We start from the raw sequence: 18528 nt of genomic DNA, 5'->3' as shown, positions 1-18528 counted from the left end.
CACGAGCGGGGCCGCGGCCAGTGGCCGCGGCCCCGTGGGGACCGGAGACGTCCGCCGTCGGTCAGCGCACCTCGAAGATCTTGTACTGACCCTTCTTGAGGAACATCACGCCGTCCTCGGCGTCCTTGAACCAGTTGATCACCACGTGCGGTCCCGGCTCCAGCGGCAGCTCCACCACCTGGGAGTGGCCGGGGGAGAGCGGGAGGGCGCCCGGGCCGTTGCCGAGCGGCCCCGGGTCGTCCGGGAACCGGCCGTGGTCGCCGAACTGGTCGAACCAGGCCACCAGGTCCTCCTCGGTGACCCCTTCCTCCAGCGGGAAGACCACGGCCTCCGCGAGCTGCCGGGCGGGCATGTGGTTGCGGAACAGGATCGGCCGGCCGGCCCGCACGGTGCCCGAGACGGTGAAGCGGGGCTCGCCGCCGTCCATCGTGGCGGTCAGCGTCGCCGAGGCGCTCGGGACGCGTCCCGAGAACGCCCCGGAGACCACGAGCCTCTGTACCCGCGGTTCGGGGGAGTTGACGTGGTGGTAGTCGAAGAGGAAGTAGGTCCCCGGCCGGAGGATCTGGGTGAAGGACGCCGGCAGGTCGGGGTAGACCACCGTGCCGCCGAGCAGCGTTCCGGCCGCCTCCAGTTCCCCGCTGCCGCTGATGATGGCCTCGGGGTCCGTCGAGATGACCTTGCCGATCGCGGCCCGGAGCTCCTCCCACGGGACTCCCTCGTGGGGGCGGGCCAGGCCGACCCAGCCGGTGAAGTCCTGCGTCGTCGTCGTGCGGAAGGTGGTCGGGCCCGGGGTCGCGGTGCTCGGCGCGGACATGCCGTCCGCGGTGGAGTGGATCTCCAGGACGCGGCTGTCCAGGGTGCCGTGCTGCGTCCCGGCCCAGGCCGGCGCACCGGCCCGGGCCCGGACGGGCAGCTGCTCCGGGGCCGCCGCCGCGGGAGCCGTCTGGGAGACGGCCAGCAGGACACCGCCGAGCACACCGGCCCAGACGCGGCGCAGTAAGCGTTTGTGCACCAGATGCCTCCTCGGATGGGGTCTTGAACAGGTCTTGGACGGGCTTGGACGGGCTTGGACGGGGCCTGCGCGTGGCCCGCGGGCGGCTCAGCGCGCGGCCAGCTTCTCCAGCTGCGGGACGAACTCCGAAGGCGGCGGCAGCTCGGCGAGCTCCCGGGCGAGCGCCCCCGCCCGCTCCCGGTAGGAGGGCTCGGAGAGCAGCTCGCGGCACGCGGTGGCGACGGCCTCGTCCGTGGCGTCGTCGGGCGCCAGCGAGATCGCCGCCCCGTAGTCGGCCAGCCGTCGCACCGGGGGCAGGAAGGCGAGGGTCTCGGAGACGACGAGCTGGGGGACGCCCGCGCTCATGGCCGTCATGGTGGTGGCGCCCCCGGCGTGGTGGACCACCAGGTCGCAGGTGGGGACCACGACGTCCAGCGGCAGCCAGCCGGTGCGGACGCCGGGGAGCACCCGGCGCAGTTCGGACGCCAGCTCCTCCGGGGCGGGGATGACGATCTCCACGTCCAGCGGGGCGATCCGCTCGGCCAGTCCCCGCAGGAACTCCAGGCTCCGCTCGCGGCTCGCCCGGCTGCCGGCCGTCAGGCACACCCGGGGGCGTTCGGGCCGGGAGTACATCCACGGCTCGGCCTTCCGCTGCAGGTTGCCCGGGGTCCAGCGCATGAGCTGCGCGTCGGGGAAGGCGTCGGGCGGGGTGAGGCTCGGCGGGTAGATCTCGATGCGCAGGTCCGGTTCCGGTATCCGGTCCAGTCCCAGCTCGCGCAGTTCGGGCTCCAGGACCGGCAGCGCCCCCTCGTCCGTCCACCGCCAGTCGCCCGAGTCCCAGGCGACCCGTATGTACGGCACCCCCAGACGGGCGGCGATCAGCGGCGCCGCGTAGCACATCGTGCCGCCGACCACGATGTCCGGCCGCCACTGCCCGGTGAACTCGCGGAGCGTGGCGTAGCCCTCGGCCCCCAGGTGGGCGAACCAGCCCCCGGTGAAGCGCATCTCCTCCTCGAAGCCCTTGACGAACGTCCGGGGGTTGCCGTTCCGGTCGGTCCACACGTAGTGCCAGATGTCGTGCTCGGCCATGGAGACCGCGGGGATCCCGTTGCCCGACACCGAGGGCATCATCGGTTCGTTCGCGGCCATGAAGACCTCGTGTCCGCCGCTGCGCAGCGCGTTCGCCAGCGGCACCAGTCCGAAGACGATCGCGGGACTCCCGGCGCCGATGAACAGTGCTCTCACTATCTCCTCCAGGTCTCGCGGTGGTCGGCGGCGCCGCGGCGGGCTGCTACGCCTCCTTGGTGGTTCCGGCGGCCGGCACCGCGGAGTCCTTCGGGACGTCCTGCTCCCCGGCGTTCTCGCCGGGGTCGTTCAGCCTGACGACCAGGAGGACGATCAGCAGGACCAGCGCGATGCCGGTGGCGGCCAGGTATCCGGTCCTGACCGATGTGGTGTCGACCAGCGGCCCCAGCAGCAGGGGCGAGACGAACTGGCCGGCGAAGCTGGCGGTGCCCGACAGCGCGGTCGCCTGACCGCGCAGGTCCGGCGGGGCCGAGTCCCCGATGAGCACGGTCACGGCGGGCATCTGCAGTCCCATGCCCAGACCGAACAGACCCATGGCGACCGCGATCAGCACGGGCGATCCGGTGGTGGACATGATCGCGAAGGCGGTCACCCACAGCAGTGCGACGAGCTGGAGCAGCCTGCGGTAGCCCAGGCCCGCCCGGGCCTTGGCGTAGGCGAGGCCGACCAGGGTCATGGCGACGGAGTTGGCCATGCTGATGAGGGCCACGACGAACGGCGCCCGGACGCCGACCTCGCCCAGCCGGATCGGGGCGAACACGGCCAGGCTGTACAGCAGCAGGGACGCCACGATCAGCATGGCGTAGTACCCCAGGATCGCGGGACGGCGGCGCAGCAGCGGCAGGATGCCGCCGCCCTTCTCGTCCCGGTCGGTCTCGGCGGCGGCGCGCGGCAGCACCAGCAGCGTGGCCAGGCCGAGCGGGATGCCGAGGGTGTAGATGGCGAAGGGGGTGTGCCAGGAGAACTCGCCGAGGGCGCCGGCCAGGAGCGGCCAGGCGACGCCGCCCAGGCTGATGGCGGTGGACCGCCAGCCCATCACCTTGTCGCGCGCCGTTCCCCGGTAGTAGGCGAGCAGGGCGACCGTCGTGCCGGTGAAGACCGCCGCGGCGCCCAGGCCGAAGACGAACCGGCTGGCGATCAGCGCGGCGTAGGACTCGGTGAACATTCCGGCGCCGCCCGCCACGCCGTACAGGACGAGCCCTCCGGCCAGCGGGGCGCGCACTCCCCAGCGGTCGATCAGCCATCCCGCCAGCGGGCTGGCCAGGGCGGTGGCGAGGCCGTGGGTGGTGATGATGAGACCCGCGGCGGTACCGCCCACGCCGAGGTCGCTGCGTATGACCTCCAGCACGGGCGCGACGACGGCACCGGCCATGATGGTGAGGGTCGACGCGAGCAGCAGTATGACCAGTGGGGCCGGGCGGCCTACGCTCCGGCCTTCCTCGGGAGGGTTCATCGAAGGGCTCCATTCGGTGAGCGGTGGGTACGCCGATACAGACCCTCCAACTTGAACGTAACTTCAAGTCAACCCGGGAACGTGCCGTGGTGCCGGAGGGGCGAACGAGTCGGGGAGACCCGCGCCCGGCGGCCGGGGGGCGGTGCCCGGCCCGGAGGGGAGGGGGCCCGGGCGGCTCCGCGCCGCCCGGCCGCCGGGCGGCCGGCGTCAGCCGGTGCGGGGGGTCGGCCGGTGCGGCGCGTCAGCCGGTGTAGGGGGTCCTGGCACGTGCCTCGCGCAGCGTCCGTCCCCACCACAGGAGCTGGTCGAGGAGGGCCTTGGCCGCGGGCTCGCTGCCCTCGGGGCTGACCGGCCTGCCGTCCTGCTCGAACTTGTCCCAGGCGTTGTGGAAGCTGAGCATGTCGCGCACCGTGAGCGCGTGGACCTCGGCGAAGATCTGCCGCAGGTGCTCGGCGGCGCGCAGGCCGCCGCCCATGCCGCCGTAGGAGACCAGGCCCACCGGCTTGGCCTTCCACTCGTCCAGGTACCAGTCGATGGTGTTCTTCAGGACGGGGGAGGTGGTGTGGTTGTACTCGGGCGTCACGACCACGAACGCGTCCGCGGCCTCGAGCCGCACGCGGAGGCCCTCGTAGACCTCCTTCGTCCCGGCGTCCGGCTCCTCGCCGAAGGGCGGCATGGCCAGCGGCAGCGGGTGGTCCACGAGGTCGATCAGATCGACGCTCACGCCGCCGTGCTTCTCGGCCTGGCCCGCGAACCATCGGGCCACGGTCGGCCCGAACCGTCCACCGCGCACGCTCCCGATGATGACGGCCAGCTTGACGGCATCTTCCGACATATTCCACTCCGGGTTTCTGGCAGGGCAGGCTGCCTCGATGTGGCGCTCCGTTGCGCAACCACCGAAAAGGAGGTTGCGAGCACAGCAGTAATTCTCTTCGGATGCGATCGGATTCAACAAGAAATCTGACGAAGAATTGCAGTTCGGATGTGCGGACCGCGGCGGCGCCCGGGTGTTTTCGCCGGTCGGCCGTTTCCGGGGCGGGCGTCCGGCCGGGCCGAGGGCGCAGTGCTCCCGCGCCGGCCTGCACGGAGGATGGAAGGATCCCCTCCGGGAAACGGTGGAGCGGGATCGGCGGGATTTCCCGCCGGGGACGGCCCGTGCGGTGTCCGAACGGCCGGGGTACAGAGCAAGGGAACCTAGTGGACAGGTTCTTCGGGTGGGTCGTGCCGCGTCAAGGGTATTCGCCGGGGACGACCGCAAACCTGTGTCAGGAAAATTAGATTCATCAAATCCGTGTCAATCGACGTCAGATTCTCTCAAATTCTCCGCGAGATTCTCGGGGGGCCGGCCGGGGCCGGTCGGGGGCCGGGGTCCGCCGGAGGTGCGGGGTCCACTGGGGGTGGAGGCCGGTCGGCCGAAAATGTGCGGTTCACAGAGGGAACTGCACCGTGTAGTTTACTTGGCGTGGGCGGGGCCGCCGAGGCCCGCTCCCCGGGGCCGCCGTGCCCTGCCCACACCTTCGGGCCGTCCGCGGCCCGCCTCCCCGTGACCGACCGACCAAGGGACCGGTGTCATGTCGCATCCGCTCACCCCCGCACGTCCCTCCGACACGGGACTGCGCGGGAGACTCCCCCGCTACGCCCTCTACCTGGCGGGCTGCGTGGTCTTCGCCTCCGGCGCCACGCTGTTCATCCACTCGGGACTGGGCGTCGACCCCCTCGACGTCCTCTCCCTGGGGATCCTGGAACACGTACCGCTGACCATCGGGCTGGCCCAGGCGATGATCGCCGCGGTCTGCGTCGCCCTGTGGTCGGTGTGGAACCGCCGCCGCCCGGTGGTGATGCCGTTCGTGACGTTCCTGCTCTGCGGCAGCCTCATCGACCTGATGCGGCTCGCCGACCCGCAGTGGATCCGGCCGGTGCCCGCGCTGGCCCTGGCGGTGCTGCTGTGCGCCTACGGGTCGGGCCTGATCATCATGAGCGGCACCGGGATACGCGCCATGGACCTCATCGTCATCTCGCTCCACCAGCGCATGGGAGTGCCGTTCTGGGCGGCGAAGGTCGGGGTCGAGGCGGTACTGCTCACCCTGGGCTGGCTGCTGGGCGGTCCGGTCGGCGTGGGGACCCTGGCCTTCCTGGTCTTCGTCGACGGACTGATCCAGCCCTTCATGGCCTTCAACGCGCGGGTCCTGAAGCTGACCAACCACGGCCTGGCCGCTCCCGCGGCCGGATCGTCCCGCCCCCTGCGGCCGGTCCTGGGCAGCGCCCGCTGAGCGCACGCCCCCGCGCTCCGCGCTCCAGTCCTCCGGGCCCCGCGCTCCGCGCGGGGCCCGGAACGGCGGTCAGGCGACGTCCATGCCGCCGTCGAGGGTGATGATCTGGCCCGTCACCAGGGAGCTGGAGGGCTCGGCGAGGCGGGTGATCCAGGGGGTGACGTCGTCGGTCTCGCCGACGCGGCCCAGCGGCACCTGGTGCTTCACACCCTCGAACAGGCCCTCCACCTGCTCCGGGCCCAGCCCGTTGGCCGCGTACGCCTCGGTGCGGACGAAGCCCGGGGCGACCGCGTTGACGCGGATGCCCTTCGGCGCCAGCTCGGCCGCCCAGCTGCGGGTGAGGCTGTGGACGCCCGCCTTGCTCGCGGCGTAGACCGAGGAGCCCGGGGAGGCGTTGTGGCCCGCGCGGCTGGAGACCAGCACGATGCCGCCCCCGGGGGAGCGCAGCATCGGCAGCAGCTTCCCGGTGAGCAGCAGCGGTCCGACCAGATTGATGTCCACGACCTCGCGGACGGTCTGGGCGGACAGGGCCTCCAGCGGGCTGAAGCGGAAGACGCCCGCGTTGTGGACCAGGACGTCCACCGTTCCACCGAGTTCGGTGACGGCGGCGGCCACGGCCTCGGCCCCCGTCTCCTCGCGGACGTCGGCGGTCACCGTGACGACGGCGGGGTGCAGGGCGGCGACCTCCGCCAGGCGCTCGGCGCGGCGGCCGGTGACGACCACGTGCTTCGCGCCGAGGTCGGCGAAGGCCAGGGCGGCGGACCGGCCGATGCCGGTCCCGCCTCCGGTGACGACGACGGTCTGATCGGCGAAGGGCTTGTCCGACATGCGTGCTCCCTGTCTGGGCCGGATGGGTGGTCGGCCGGTCGGACGGCCGGTTGGACGGCCGGTTGGACGGGCCGGGTGCGGTCGGCGGCCAGTACAGCCCGGGCCGCTGCACCGCCGGTCGAGCCCGGCCGGAGGGCGGGGGAGCGGACGGCCGGGCGCCGGACGGTCAGGGGGCCTCGAAGCGGATGTCGCGGGCGCCGGCGTCGTCGGCGGCCGCGGCGAGCAGGCGCTCGGCCTCCCCGGCGAGCGCCTCGCGGTCCGCGGCCTTCAGCGCGGCGAAGGGTTCGAGGACCAGCGTGGCCGCCTTCTTCCTCCGGTCGATCCGCCAGGTCCCGGCCACGAAACCGTCCACCAGGAAGGTGGACTTCACCAGGCCGTTGCGGGTGATGATCAGCCGGCGCTGTTCGTCGGTGAGGATCCGGGTGCGGTCGGCGTGGGAGAGCAGGACGTTGTCGAACTCCGGCAGCAGGCGGACGGGCGCCGGGACGTCGGGGCCGGGGCGCGGGGCGTTCGGGAGGTCGAAGAGCTCCCGGCCCTTCTCGTCGCGGAAGACGGCCAGTTCGGGGCGGAGGTCCTTGAAGACCGCGGCCATCCGGGTCATGCCGGACCAGGTCTGCATGTCCGCGGCCGTGGCCGGGCCGAACGCCGCCAGATAGCGCCGCACCACCTGACGCGCCGAGTCGTCGGTGGACAGCGGCTCGCCCAGCCAGGCCTCGGCGGTGGTGTGCGCGGCCTGCCCGCTCTCGCCCCACAGGCCGCGCGGCGGCACCTGCACCAGCGGCTCCAGGGCGCGTACGACGTTGGCCAGGGCGAAGGCGTCCCGGTCCGGCCACCGCTCGGCCAGCCGTTTGCCCAGCTCGCCCAGGGTCAGGGGCTCGGACTCCACCAGGCGCCGGCCCTCGGCGGCCACCTCGGCGAGGTCCAGCCCGGTCAGCTGACGTCCGAAGGAACTGTTCAGACCGCGGGTCAGGGAGGTGTGCAGCACCGGGCGCAGGGCCAGGCAGTCGCGTGCGGTGGCCAGGTGGATGGTGCTGCGCATCAGCACCAGGCGTACCGCCCGCCGCTGTCTGACCAGTGTGGCCAGATCGTCCAGGCGGAAGCCGGCGATGCGGGTCCACAGGCCCAGATAGGGCGGGTTGGGGGCCTGGGCCTGCATACCGACCAGATGCTCCAGGACGTCGGACGCGGAGGCGGTGGTGCGCTCCAGCAGCCACTGCCGTGCCAGCAGCGCCCGGTTGAGCGCTCGCCGGTCCAGCACGCTCGGCGTTCCGTTCGTCATAGGGGTTCCTCTCCGGTGGTACGGCTGGTGGTACGGCTTCGGTGGTACGGGCTGTGGCGGTGCGGCTTCGGTGGTACGGCGAACGCGCGGCGGTGCTCCCGCGACGTCCTTACACGTCGCGGGAGCACCGCCGCGCGGTGGGGGGTTCGGGGAGGGCGGGCGGAGGTTCAGGACAGCTTGACCAGGACCGTACCGCTGTAGCGGCGCCGGAGCAGATCCACGAACGCCTGCGGCAGCGCCTCCACCCCGCCGTCGACGACCGTGTGCGGGAAGACGATGCGGCCCTCCCTCAGCCATGCGCCGAACCGCTCGTTCCAGCCGTCGATCTGGTCGGGGGTGTGGAGGGTGGCGAAGCCGCGGAACGACAGGTCCCGGCTGATCGCGGTCATCAGCGGCAGGCGCGGGCTGCCGCCGTCCCCGCCGTGCTGCCCGGCGAGCGCGCCGCACAGGGCGAACCGGGCGCCGCGGTTGGCGAGTCGGACGGCCGCCTCGAACTGCTCGCCGCCCACGTTGTCGAAGACCACGTCCAGGCCGTCGGGGGCCAGTTCGGCGAGCTGCTCGGCCACCGGGCCGTCGTGGTAGTCGAAGGCGGCGTCGAAGCCGATCTCCTTCACCAGGAAGTCGATCTTCTCCCGGGAACCGGTGCTCCCGATGACGCGCTTCGCGCCGCGCAGCTTCGCGATCTGCCCGGCCAGCGCGCCGACGCCGTTGGTGGCGCCGGAGACGAAGACCGTCTCGCCCTCGCCGGCGCCGACGGTGTCGACCATCCCGTGCCAGGCGGTGGGGCCCTGGGAGAGGAAGTACTCCGGGCCGGGCAGCAGGTCGCGGTCGCGGCGGAAGAACTCCTGCGCGGAGCCGACCGCGTACTGCCGCCAGCCGGAGAAGTGCTCGACGAGGTCGCCGACGGCCAGGTCGGGGCTGCTGGAGCGCACGACCGTGCCGACGGTGCGGCCCCACATCGCCACCCCCGGCTGGAAGACCGGGATCGGCAGCTTCGTGGCCGGGTTCATCTGGTCGCGGGCGACCGAGCCCAGGGTCATCCAGTCGTTGCGGACGACGACCTGGCCCTCGCCGGGCTCGGACAGTTCGCTCTCGCCCATGGCGAAGTGGTCGAGGGTGACCTCGCCCTCGGGGTCCGGGTAGGCGGCCAGCCGCACTTCGAGGCTGGTGGCGGGCAGGGCGTCGGGCAGGACGGCGGTGCTCATGAGGTGCTCCTTCGCAGTTCCACAGGGAGGGTGAGCGGGTTGTGGTTGACGTCGCCGGTCCGCCAGGGGACCTCGGCGGCGGGCACGGCGAGCCGCGCCCCGGGAAAGCGGCGGGTCAGCTCCTCCAGCGCCACGGAGAGTTCGAGGCGGGCCAGGGGAGCGCCCAGGCAGCGGTGGATGCCGTGCCCGAACGCCAGGTGCGGGTTGTCCGCGCGGGAGGGGTCGAGGTGTCCGGGGTCGGCGAAGACCGCCTCGTCGCGGTTGGCGGAGGCGAAGGAGACGAACACCGCGTCGCCCGCGGGGACGACCGTCCCGCCGACGGCCACGTCCTCGGTGGCGAGCCTGGGCAGGCCGGAGGTGTCGTCCGCGTTGAGGTTGACGGTGCGCAGCAGCTCCTCGACGGCCGCCGGCACCTCCCCGGGGTGTTCGCCCAGCCGGCGCCACAGCTTCGGGTGGTGGGCGAGCAGGGTGAGGGTGAAGTTGGCGATCTGCCCGGCCGAGGAGTCGAATCCGGCGCCCAGCAGGGTGTACCCGAGGCCGATCAGCTCCTCCTCGCTCAGCCGGTCCTCCCCGAGCCGGGCGGTGGTGAGAGCCGACAGGACGTCATCGGCGGGGGCGGCGCGCTTGGCGGTCACGAGGGAGGCGATGTAGGCACCGAGGCTCTCGCGGGCCTCCACCGCCTGCTCCTCGGGCGCCGACAGGTCGGCGAACCGCCGCACCCAGGTGTGGAACCGTCCGCGGTCCTCCCCGGGCACGCCCAGCAGTTCGCAGATGACGGCCATCGCCAGCGGGGCGGCGAACCGCGCCACCAGGTCCACCGGTCCGCCCCGGTCCGCCTCCGGTTCCAGGTCCCGCAGCAGCCCGCCGGCCAGCTCGCGCACCCGCGGCCGCATGCCCTCGATCCGCCCGGGCGAGAACGCCTGGGAGGCCAGGGCGCGCAGCCGGGTGTGGTCGGGCGGGTCGAGGGAGACGATCATGCCCGGCGGGGCCTGGAACAGGCCGCTGAAGCGCGGGGCGCCGGGTGCGTACATCGCGGCCCGGCTGAACCGGGGGTCCTCCAGCACGGCCCGTACGTCCGCGTGCCGGGTCACCAGCCAGGCGTGGCCGCCGCCGGCCGTCCCCACCCGTACGACGGGCCGCTCGGCGCGCAGCCGCGCGTAGACGGGGGCGGGGCCCCGGTAGCTCGATCCCGGGAACGGGAAGGGGGGCAGGGGCTCGGGGGCGTGTGCGGCCTCGGATGAGGTGCCGGCAGGGGCCTGGTGGACGGTCACGGCGTCGCCTTTCGCGGTCTCGGCTCGCGGTGCGGTGCGGTGCGTGGGCTGCGGTGCGGGTGCGGTGCGCGGCCCGGGGCGGGGCGGCGGGCGTCAGCGCAGCGGGCGGAAGAAGGAGCGCAGCTCGCCCACGAGCAGTTCGGGCTGCTCCAGGGCGGGGAAGTGGCCGCCGCGGTCGTGGTCGGTCCAGCGGCGCAGATCGGTGAAGCGGCCCTCGCACCAGGCGCGCGGCATCCGGCCGTCCTTGGGGAACAGCGAACAGGCGGTGGGCACGCCCACCGGGCCCAGCGCCATCTTGTTGTGGCTCTCCCAGTAGACGCGGGCCGAGGAGGCGCCGGTGGCGGTGAACCAGGCGACCGACACCGCGTCCAGGATCCGGTCCCGGGGGATCACCTTGTCCAGGTCGCCGTCGTGGTCGCTCCAGGCCCAGTACTTCTCCACCATCCACGCCAGCTGCCCGGCCGGCGAGTCCGTCAGGCCGTAGCCGAGGGTCTGGGGGCGGGTGGCCTGGAGGACGGAGTACGCGCCCTCGCTCTGCTGGAACTCCTTCAGCGCGGCCAGCCCGGCCAGGTCCCGTTCGTCCAGCTCCACCTGCTCCTGCGGCGGACGCGCGAAGGGCATGGCGATGTGGATGCCCGCCAGACGTTCCGGGCGGGTCTCGCCGAGGATCGCGGTGAGGAACGAGCCCCAGTCGGTGCCGTGCGCGGCGTAGCGGCCGTAGCCCAGCCGGGACATCAGCTCGTCCCAGGCGGCGGCGGTGCGCTCGATCGTCCACCCCGCCTCGGCCGGCTTGTCGCTGAAGGCGAAACCCGGCAGGGAGGGGCAGACCACATGGAAGGCGTCGGCCGGGTCCTCGGGGTCGGTCAGCGCGCCGACGACGTCCAGGAACTCCACGACCGAGCCGGGCCAGCCGTGGCTGAGCAGCAGCGGCATGGCGTCCGGGTGCGGGGAGCGCACGTGCAGGAAGTGGACGCCCAGGCCGTCGATCTCCGTGCGGAACTGCGGCAGCGCGTTCAGCCGCGCCTCGGTCGCGCGCCAGTCGTAGCCGTCACGCCAGTGGCCGGCCAGCTCCTCCAGGTACTCCAGGGGGACGCCCTGGGACCAGTCGCCCACGGTCTCGGCCTCGGGCCAGCGGGTCCTGGCCAGCCGTTCCCTCAGGTCGGTGAGGTCCGCCTCGGGGACCGCTACGCGGAAGGGCGTCACTGCCGTGCTCATCGGCGTTCCTCCAGGGCTGGGCTGGCTGGGCTGGCTGGGCTGGTTTGACTGGCTTGACTGGCTTGACTGGCCGGCCGGGCCGGGACGAGCCGCTCCACCGGACGGGCCGCACGCTACGGACGCGGCCTAGAGACCGGGTCGAACAGCGCCCGGGGCGGAGGAAGGGGGGTTCGAGCCCTGTTCATGCCTCTCTCCAGAGGCGGGTGTCAGCGTCGCAGCCGTCCTGACGAGGAGGGACCAGCGATGAGCACACAAGCCGAACAGACCGGTGCGGCAGCGGAGGAGACCTTCCCCTACGAGCGGAAGTGCCCGTTCTCCCAGCCCGAGCAGTACGCGCAGTTCGCCGACGAGCCCGTGAAGCAGGTCCCGCTCACGACCGGACTGAAGGTCTGGGCGGTCACCGGGCACGAGAACATGCGCCAGCTGCTGACCGACCCGCGCACCAGCGCCTCGCGCAAGGAGGCGAACTTCCCCTTCTACTTCGACGCCCCGCCGGAGTTCCGCACCGAGACGTCCTTCATCGGTTACGACCCGCCCGAGCACACCAAGGTCCGCCGCAAGGCCGCCGTCACCTTCACCAACCGGCGTGTGCAGATGCTGCGCCCGCAGATCGAGAAGATCGTCGACGAGGCGATCGACGCGATGATCGAGCAGGGCCCCGGCGTGGACATGCACCACGCCCTCTCCCTGCCGGTGCCGATGACGGTGATCTGCCTGCTGCTCGGCATCCCCTACGAGGATCATGAGTTCTTCCAGGTCAACGGCACCACCCTGCTGGGCGGCACCGCGACCATGGCCGAGCGCCAGGCCGCCCTGGTGGACGTCAACAACTACCTGTTCGACCTGGTGGCCAAGAAGGAGAAGGAGCCCGGCGACGACCTGCTCAGCCGGGCGATCGCCGAGTACCGCGAGTCGGGCGAGGAGTACGAGGCCCGCGATCTGGTCAACCTGTGCCGGCTGCTGATGAACGGCGGGCACGAGACCACCGCCAGCATGATCTCGCTGGGCACCGCCTGCCTGCTGGAGCACCCCGAGCAGCTGGAGCAGCTGAAGGCCGACCCCGAGCTGATCGGCCCGGCGGTCGAGGAGCTGGTCCGCTACCTGACCATCGGCGACGCGGCCGTGCCGCGCGTGGCCACCGACGACATCGAGCTGGCCGGCGCCACCATCCGCAAGGGTGACGGCATCCTCTGCCTCGGTCTGACCGCCAACCGCGACGCCGAGGTGTTCGACAACCCCGACGAGCTGATCCTCGCCCGGGGCAACCGCCGCCACTTCGGCTTCGGTCACGGCCTGCACCACTGCATCGGAGCGGACCTGGCCCGGCTGGAGCTCCAGCTGGTGTGGGGCAGGCTCTTCGAGCGCATCCCGACCCTGCGGCTGGCCAAGCCCTTCCAGGAGATCCGCTCCAAGGAGCGCGCGATCATCTACGGCCTGTGGGGACTCCCGGTCGCCTGGGACGAGTGAGCCGGTGATGGGCCCTCTGGAGGGGCTGAGGGTCGTGGAGCTCGCCGCGATCGGGCCCGCGCCCTTCGCCTGCATGATGCTCGCCGACCTCGGCGCGGACGTCGTACGCGTCGACCGGGCCGACGGCCGCCGCTCGTTCCCGGACTGGCACGTGGTGCTGGACCGCGGGCGGCGGTCGCTCGCGCTGGATCTGAAGGACCCCCGGGGCGTGGCGGAACTGCTGTCGCTGGTGGAGACGGCCGACGTGCTCGTCGAGGGTTTCCGGCCCGGGGTCGCCGAGCGGCTGGGGATCGGCCCCGGGGACTGCCGCGCGCGCAACCCCGCCCTGGTGTACGCGCGGATGACCGGCTGGGGCCAGGAGGGGCCGCTCGCGCGGGAGCCCGGCCACGACATCAACTACCTGGCCCTGACCGGGGCCCTGCACGCGATCGGGCGGGCCGGCGGGCCGCCCGTTCCCCCGGTGAACCTGCTGGGGGACTTCGGCGGCGGCGGGATGCTGCTGGTCGTCGGGGTGCTGGCGGCGCTGCGCGAACGCGAGGCCTCCGGTCTCGGGCAGACCGTCGACGCGTCGATCGTGGACGGCGTCGGCGCGATGCTCGGCATGCTGGTGGGCATGGCCGGAAGCGGCCAGTGGAGCCATGAGCGCGGGACGAACCTGCTCGACGGCGGCGCCCCCTTCTACCGCTGCTACGAGTGCGCCGACGGCCGCCACATGGCCGTCGGGGCACTGGAGGAGCGCTTCTACACCGCCCTGCTGGACGGGCTCGGCCTCGATCCCGGATCGCTTCCGGACCGCGACGACACCGCCAACTGGCCTTTTCTGCAAAGGCTGTTCGAGGAGTGTTTCGCCCGGTACGACCGCGACACCTGGACGGCCCGCTTCGCCGGGACCGAGGCGTGCGCCACCCCGGTGCTCACCGTGGAGGAGGCGGCCTCCCATCCGCACCACCGGGCCCGCGGCAGCGGCCCGACCGCGCCCGCGCCGCGCTTCAGCCGGACTCCGGCGCAGCCGTGCTGACACCGCGTACGCACCACCGCGGGCCGCCCGCACGGCGCAGGCACCGCACGGCGGAGCGCCCGCCGGCGAGAACCACTCGCCGGCGGGCGCTCCGCCGTGTACCCGTCGGGCGTCACGCCGCCCAGTGCGGGGTCTCCAGAAACTCCAGCACCGCCACCGACCAGACGTAGCCGGCGCCCGCGCCCTGGAGGACGGCGATGTCGCCGGGCCTGGGGGAGCGCGTCGCGATGACGTGGTCCAGGCCGAGGACCGGGTCGGCCGTGCCGACCATTCCCAGGTCCAGGCCCCAGTCGAAGGTCGAGGTGGCCCGGTCGACGCCCAGCAGGCCGTAGATGGCGTGGGTCGCGATCGACTCGGCGATGTGCTGGTGGAGGAAGAAACGGATGTCGGCCGACTCCACCTCCGCCTCCTTGAGCGCGTGTTCCAGGGAGTACTTCACATTGCCCGCGATCTTCTCGATCGCGCCGTCCAGCTCCAGGTCCTCCGCCAGCAGGTAGTCGCGCTTGCGGGCGCTGACGCGGATGGTCTCGCCGCCGGGGAAGGGGACGTCCGTCCACGCGGCGCCGCTGCGGCCCATCGACTCCAGGGAGGAGTCGCCGATGGAGAAGGTCGAGCGCACCCGGGCGAAGCCGCCCCGGCTGGAGAGCACGAACGCGGCCGCGCCGTCGCCCTCGACGGTCTGCTCGTCGGTGCCCCACCGGTCGATGTAGGGCATGCGGAAGGCGTCGCCCGCGGTGACGAGGGCCGCGGTGACGTCCGGGCGGCCGGTGACGAACGAGCCGCCCAGCTCCAGGGCGGCCAGCATGCCGTTGCAGCCCTGCTTGATCTCGTAGGCCGGTCCGCTGCCGCCCACGGTCTCACGCTGGACGTAGCTGGCCGGGGTCCACATGTCGAGTCCCGGGTGCCCCAGGTAGCTGTGCAGCACCAGCCCGAACTCCTCGGGATCGTGCCCGGATCTCTCCACCGCCTGCCGGCCGGCCTTCGCCGCCATCATCGGGCCGATCTCACCCGGCGCCGCCACCCGGACGGCGCGGTAGCCGTTCACGGCCTTCTTCTTGGAGGTGTAGCGGCCCGCGGCGATCGCCTCGTCGGCGGTCTCCACCTGCTCGGGCAGGTAGCTGCCCACACCGGCGATGTACAGGTCGTTCCAGCGCATGTCAGTTCTCCTTCGTGGCGGTGGCGGTGGCGGTGGCTGCTGCGGCCGTGTTCGTGGCCGTGACCATGGCAGCGGGCGCGGCCGCGTTCAGCTCCCGGACGAGCGCCTCGGCCGTGGGCGCGCGGTAGACGCGCCGGGAGGGGAGCATGACGCCGAACCTGCCGTGGATGCGCCGGACCAGCTGGGCCGCCAGCAGCGAGTGGCCGCCCAGGTCGAAGAAGTCGTCCTGGGCCTCGACCTCGGGTATCCCGAGGACCTCGGCGAACAGCTCGCACATCTCGCGTTCGTTGGTGATCATCTGATGCCTCCGTGGTTTCCTTCGTGGGGGGGCTGTATGGGGGGTGTGGTGGGGGGAGGCGGGCCTTCCGCGTGTCAGGCCGCGGCCAGCAGGTCGAGGAGCTCGTCGTCGTACAGCTCATCGGTGGACATGCCGCCGGCCGCGGCGGCGAAGTAGCGCGAGGTCAGGGAGGCCGAGGTCCGCACCGCGCGCAGCATGGCCAGCCGTTCGGGAGTGACCTCCAGCCGGCTCACGAACAACGTGTTCCGGTACCCCTCGAAGAGTTCCTCCTGGTGCCGGTCGGCGTACCGGCGCAGGGCCTCGTCCAGCCGCGCGGGGTCGTGCAGCCCCTCGCCGACGCAGTCGGCCAGCAGGTCGGTCTGGAGGAAGGCGTCGCTGATGCCGCGGGCGGTGATGGAGTCCTTGTGGTGCGCGGCGTCGCCCACCAGCGCCCAGCCGGGGCCGCTCGCCCGCCGGAAGAAGTTCTGCTGGTCGCCCGTGCCGCGCAGCCGCTCGACGCGCTCGCCCGCGACGGCCCGCCCGTACAGGTCCGGCGCCGTGGTGCGGATGTTCTCCAGGTAGTGCGACAGCGCGTCGCCGCGCACCCGCCGGAACTCCGCCTGGGGAAAGTACGCGGCGATCAGCGTGGCCCCGTCGTTGGTGGGGATCGCGCCGATCCACCGGCCGGGCCGCTCGTACAGCTCGAAGTCGGCCCGCAATCCCTGCCAGTACGTGTAGTAGATGCAGGTCTGGAGCGGGTCGTGGACGGTGAACTCCGCGCCCACGCCCCGGGCGAACGCCGACCGCATGCCGTCGGCGCCCACCACCAGCCGGGCCCGCTCCCGTGTCCGCGTCCCGCCCGCCGTACGGCACAGGACGCCGGCCACCCGGTCGCCCTCGAACAGGGGTCCGGAGACGGAGCAGTTGTCGCGGAACTCCGCCCCGGCGGCCACCGCGGCGTCGACGAGGATCTGGTCCAGGACCTGCCGGCGCGGCGCGTACGCCGTCCGGTACCCGTCGGAGGGCGCCGAGCAGCCGTCCAGCCGGACGTCGCCGACCTCGTAGACGCTGCGCTCCAGAGGGGGGCACCCGGAGGCCCGTACGGCGTCCAGGACCCCCCAGCGCGCCAGGCGGGCCACTCCGGGCTGGTGGATGTAGTGCGTCGAGAGAGTGTCGCTCGGGAAGCGCGCCCGATCGAGGAGCAGCACGCTGTAGCCGGCCCGCGCGAAGCGCAGGGCTGTGGAGGCGCCCGCGACACGGGCGCCCACCACGATGACGTCGTACATGCCGGGCCTTCCTTTCTGGCCGGTCTGGCCGGTTCCCGGCCCTCTTCCGACCGGCGGAGCGCGACCATGGCACGGCCGCCTCGAAGGCGGCTTGCGTTCCGCCTCTCGCGGGAGGTCCACCGGGGCTCGACCACCGCGGCGTTCCCTGGGCGCCCGGAGCACCCCCGAGAGGAGAAGCGGCGATGACATCGGTACCGGAGGTTTTCCGCGACTGGGCGGCGAAGGCGCCCGACGCCGCCGCGATCTCGGCGGAAGGGGAGCGGATCAGCTACTCGGAACTCGACGCCTGGTCGGAGGCGGTCGCGCGGCACCTCGCCGAGGACGCCGGGGTGCGCGCCGGGGACCGGGTCGCGGTCTCCATGGAGCGCTCCCCCCGGCTCGTCGTGGCGATGCTCGGGGTGCTCAAGGCCGGCGCGGCCTACGTGCCCGTGGACGTGAACGAGCCGGACCGGCGGCTGGCCGCCGCGGTGGAGGACGCCGGGGTGCGCGTGGCGCTGTGCGAGGAGGGGGAGGAGGACCGCTTCACCCTCCACGGGGTGTCCACGGTGCCGGTGCCCCCGCCGCCCGCGGCGCCGCCGGAGGGCGGTCGCGCCCCCCTCGGTCCAGTCGGGCCGCACGATCTGGCCTACCTGATGTACACCTCCGGATCCACCGGCCGGCCCAAGGGCGTCATGGTGGAGCACCACAGCATCGTCAACCTGGCGGACGACCCCGACTTCGCGGACTTCGGCCCCGGCGACAGGATCCTGCCGACGGCGCACGTGGCGTTCGACGTCGCGACGTTCGAGATCTGGGGGGCGCTGCTCAACGGGGCCGAGCTGGTGATGGTCCCCGCGCACCGGACGCAGCCCGAGGAACTGGGTGAGACGCTGCGCCGCGAGGGCATCACCTTCGTCTGGCTGACGGCGGCGCTGTTCCACCGCCAGATCGAGGTGGACGTCCGCGCCTTCGAGGGCGTCGGCACGGTCATGGCCGGCGGCGACGTCCTGTCCGCGCCCCACGTCCGCGAACTGCGCGACGCGGTGCCCGGCTGCCGGATCGTCAACGGCTACGGGCCGACCGAGGCCACCGCCTTCACCACCTGCCACCGGGTCGGCCCGGACGAGGAACTGGGCCGGTCCGTGCCGATCGGCCGCCCCCTGCGGAACGTCGAGGCCCGCATCGTCGGTGAGGACGGCCTGCCCGTCCCCGACGGCACCCCCGGCGAACTGTGGATCGGCGGCGCCGGGGTGGCCCGCGGGTACTGGGAGCGCCCCGAACTCACCGAGCGGGCGTTCGTCACGCCCGCCTGGGCGAAGGGCACCCGGTTCTACCGCAGCGGCGACCGGGCGCGGCGGCGGCCCGACGGCGTCGTGGAGTTCCTCGGCCGCATCGACGACCAGTTCAAGCTGCGCGGCTTCCGCATCGAGCCCGGCGAGGTCGAGAGCGTGCTGGCCGGCCACCCGCAGGTGCGCAACGCCGCCGTCGCCGTACGGACCAGCCACCTGGGCGACCAGCGCCTGGTGGCGTGGGTGGTCCCGGCCGGCGACGGCGTGGAGCGGCGTGCGCTGCGGGCGCACCTGCGCGGCCGGGTGCCGGAGCAGATGATCCCGGCGGTCTTCGTCGAGGTCCCCGAACTGCCCATCACGGCCAACGGAAAGACCGACCGCAAGGCCCTGCCCACGCCGGAGTGGACCTCCAAGGCGGTCTACGTCTGAGGAAGGTCCAACGGCTCCCGTCGCACAGG

16 protein-coding genes are annotated in these 18528 nt (G+C 73.0%); 4 read left to right on the top strand and 12 right to left on the bottom strand.

Features of this window, described 5'->3' with window-relative positions; all coding sequences use genetic code 11:
- Positions 1-61: 61 nt before the first annotated feature.
- From BM237_RS26705 to BM237_RS26690, 4 genes are all read right to left on the bottom strand, one after another.
- On the bottom strand, positions 62-1012 hold the full coding sequence (locus BM237_RS26705; RefSeq protein WP_093852308.1) for a hypothetical protein: 951 nt from the start codon (positions 1010-1012) through the stop codon (positions 62-64).
- 87 nt (positions 1013-1099) lie between these two features.
- Complete coding sequence (locus BM237_RS26700) at positions 1100-2236, bottom strand: nucleotide disphospho-sugar-binding domain-containing protein (RefSeq protein ID WP_093852307.1); 1137 nt, start codon at positions 2234-2236, stop codon at positions 1100-1102.
- A 46-nt stretch (positions 2237-2282) separates the two neighbouring features.
- The gene (locus tag BM237_RS26695; RefSeq protein ID WP_093852306.1) at positions 2283-3530 is read right to left on the bottom strand and encodes an MFS transporter; all 1248 of its coding nucleotides are present in this window, start codon (positions 3528-3530) and stop codon (positions 2283-2285) included.
- Between the two features lie 241 nt (positions 3531-3771).
- A complete protein-coding gene (locus tag BM237_RS26690; protein ID WP_093852305.1) occupies positions 3772-4365 on the bottom strand; it encodes an NADPH-dependent FMN reductase in 594 nt (197 codons plus the stop codon).
- A gap of 736 nt (positions 4366-5101) precedes the next feature.
- Here BM237_RS26690 and BM237_RS26685 point away from each other — a divergent pair.
- On the top strand, positions 5102-5800 hold the full coding sequence (locus BM237_RS26685; RefSeq protein ID WP_093852304.1) for a YczE/YyaS/YitT family protein: 699 nt from the start codon (positions 5102-5104) through the stop codon (positions 5798-5800).
- A gap of 69 nt (positions 5801-5869) precedes the next feature.
- Here BM237_RS26685 and BM237_RS26680 read toward each other — a convergent pair whose 3' ends face one another.
- The 5 genes from BM237_RS26680 to BM237_RS26660 all read right to left on the bottom strand — a co-directional run bounded on the left by BM237_RS26680 (position 5870) and on the right by BM237_RS26660 (position 11598).
- Positions 5870-6628: an SDR family NAD(P)-dependent oxidoreductase gene (locus BM237_RS26680; RefSeq protein ID WP_093852303.1), complete on the bottom strand. Its 759-nt coding sequence runs from the start codon at positions 6626-6628 to the stop codon at positions 5870-5872.
- A gap of 166 nt (positions 6629-6794) precedes the next feature.
- A complete protein-coding gene (locus tag BM237_RS26675) occupies positions 6795-7907 on the bottom strand; it encodes a winged helix DNA-binding domain-containing protein (protein WP_093852302.1) in 1113 nt (370 codons plus the stop codon).
- A gap of 167 nt (positions 7908-8074) precedes the next feature.
- Positions 8075-9112 carry an MDR family NADP-dependent oxidoreductase gene (locus BM237_RS26670; RefSeq protein WP_093852301.1) on the bottom strand — a complete coding sequence of 346 codons (1038 nt, stop codon included), beginning with the start codon at positions 9110-9112 and terminating at the stop codon, positions 8075-8077.
- Positions 9109-10383: a cytochrome P450 gene (locus tag BM237_RS26665; RefSeq protein WP_093852300.1), complete on the bottom strand. Its 1275-nt coding sequence runs from the start codon at positions 10381-10383 to the stop codon at positions 9109-9111. The genes BM237_RS26670 and BM237_RS26665 overlap by 4 nt, the downstream gene beginning before the upstream one ends.
- Before the next feature lie 93 nt (positions 10384-10476).
- Entirely contained in the window at positions 10477-11598 is a 1122-nt protein-coding gene (locus BM237_RS26660; protein ID WP_093852299.1) for an epoxide hydrolase family protein, read from the bottom strand.
- Between the two features lie 243 nt (positions 11599-11841).
- On the opposite strand from BM237_RS26660, the gene BM237_RS26655 reads away from it, so the two are divergent.
- Both BM237_RS26655 and BM237_RS26650 read left to right on the top strand, forming a co-directional pair.
- Entirely contained in the window at positions 11842-13065 is a 1224-nt protein-coding gene (locus tag BM237_RS26655; RefSeq protein WP_093852298.1) for a cytochrome P450, read from the top strand.
- 7 nt (positions 13066-13072) lie between these two features.
- Positions 13073-14083: a CaiB/BaiF CoA transferase family protein gene (locus BM237_RS26650; RefSeq protein ID WP_093852297.1), complete on the top strand. Its 1011-nt coding sequence runs from the start codon at positions 13073-13075 to the stop codon at positions 14081-14083.
- Between the two features lie 112 nt (positions 14084-14195).
- On the opposite strand, the gene BM237_RS26645 is transcribed toward BM237_RS26650, so the two are convergent.
- From BM237_RS26645 to BM237_RS26635, 3 genes are all read right to left on the bottom strand, one after another.
- Positions 14196-15239, bottom strand: coding sequence for a ketoacyl-ACP synthase III family protein (locus BM237_RS26645; RefSeq protein WP_093852296.1), 1044 nt, complete (start codon positions 15237-15239; stop codon positions 14196-14198).
- Position 15240: 1 nt separating this feature from the next.
- On the bottom strand, positions 15241-15537 hold the full coding sequence (locus tag BM237_RS26640; protein ID WP_093852295.1) for an acyl carrier protein: 297 nt from the start codon (positions 15535-15537) through the stop codon (positions 15241-15243).
- Between the two features lie 74 nt (positions 15538-15611).
- Complete coding sequence (locus BM237_RS26635) at positions 15612-16802, bottom strand: NAD(P)/FAD-dependent oxidoreductase (protein WP_093852294.1); 1191 nt, start codon at positions 16800-16802, stop codon at positions 15612-15614.
- A gap of 182 nt (positions 16803-16984) precedes the next feature.
- Between BM237_RS26635 and BM237_RS26630 the strand changes: the two genes are divergently transcribed.
- Entirely contained in the window at positions 16985-18499 is a 1515-nt protein-coding gene (locus BM237_RS26630; RefSeq protein WP_093852293.1) for an amino acid adenylation domain-containing protein, read from the top strand.
- Positions 18500-18528 lie beyond the last annotated feature (29 nt).

This window comes from Streptomyces mangrovi (genome assembly GCF_900114215.1).
GTDB classification, from domain to species: domain Bacteria; phylum Actinomycetota; class Actinomycetes; order Streptomycetales; family Streptomycetaceae; genus Streptomyces; species Streptomyces barkulensis.
The sequence above is the reverse complement of the archived record's forward strand: the minus strand, read 5'-3'. Positions and strand labels throughout refer to the sequence as shown.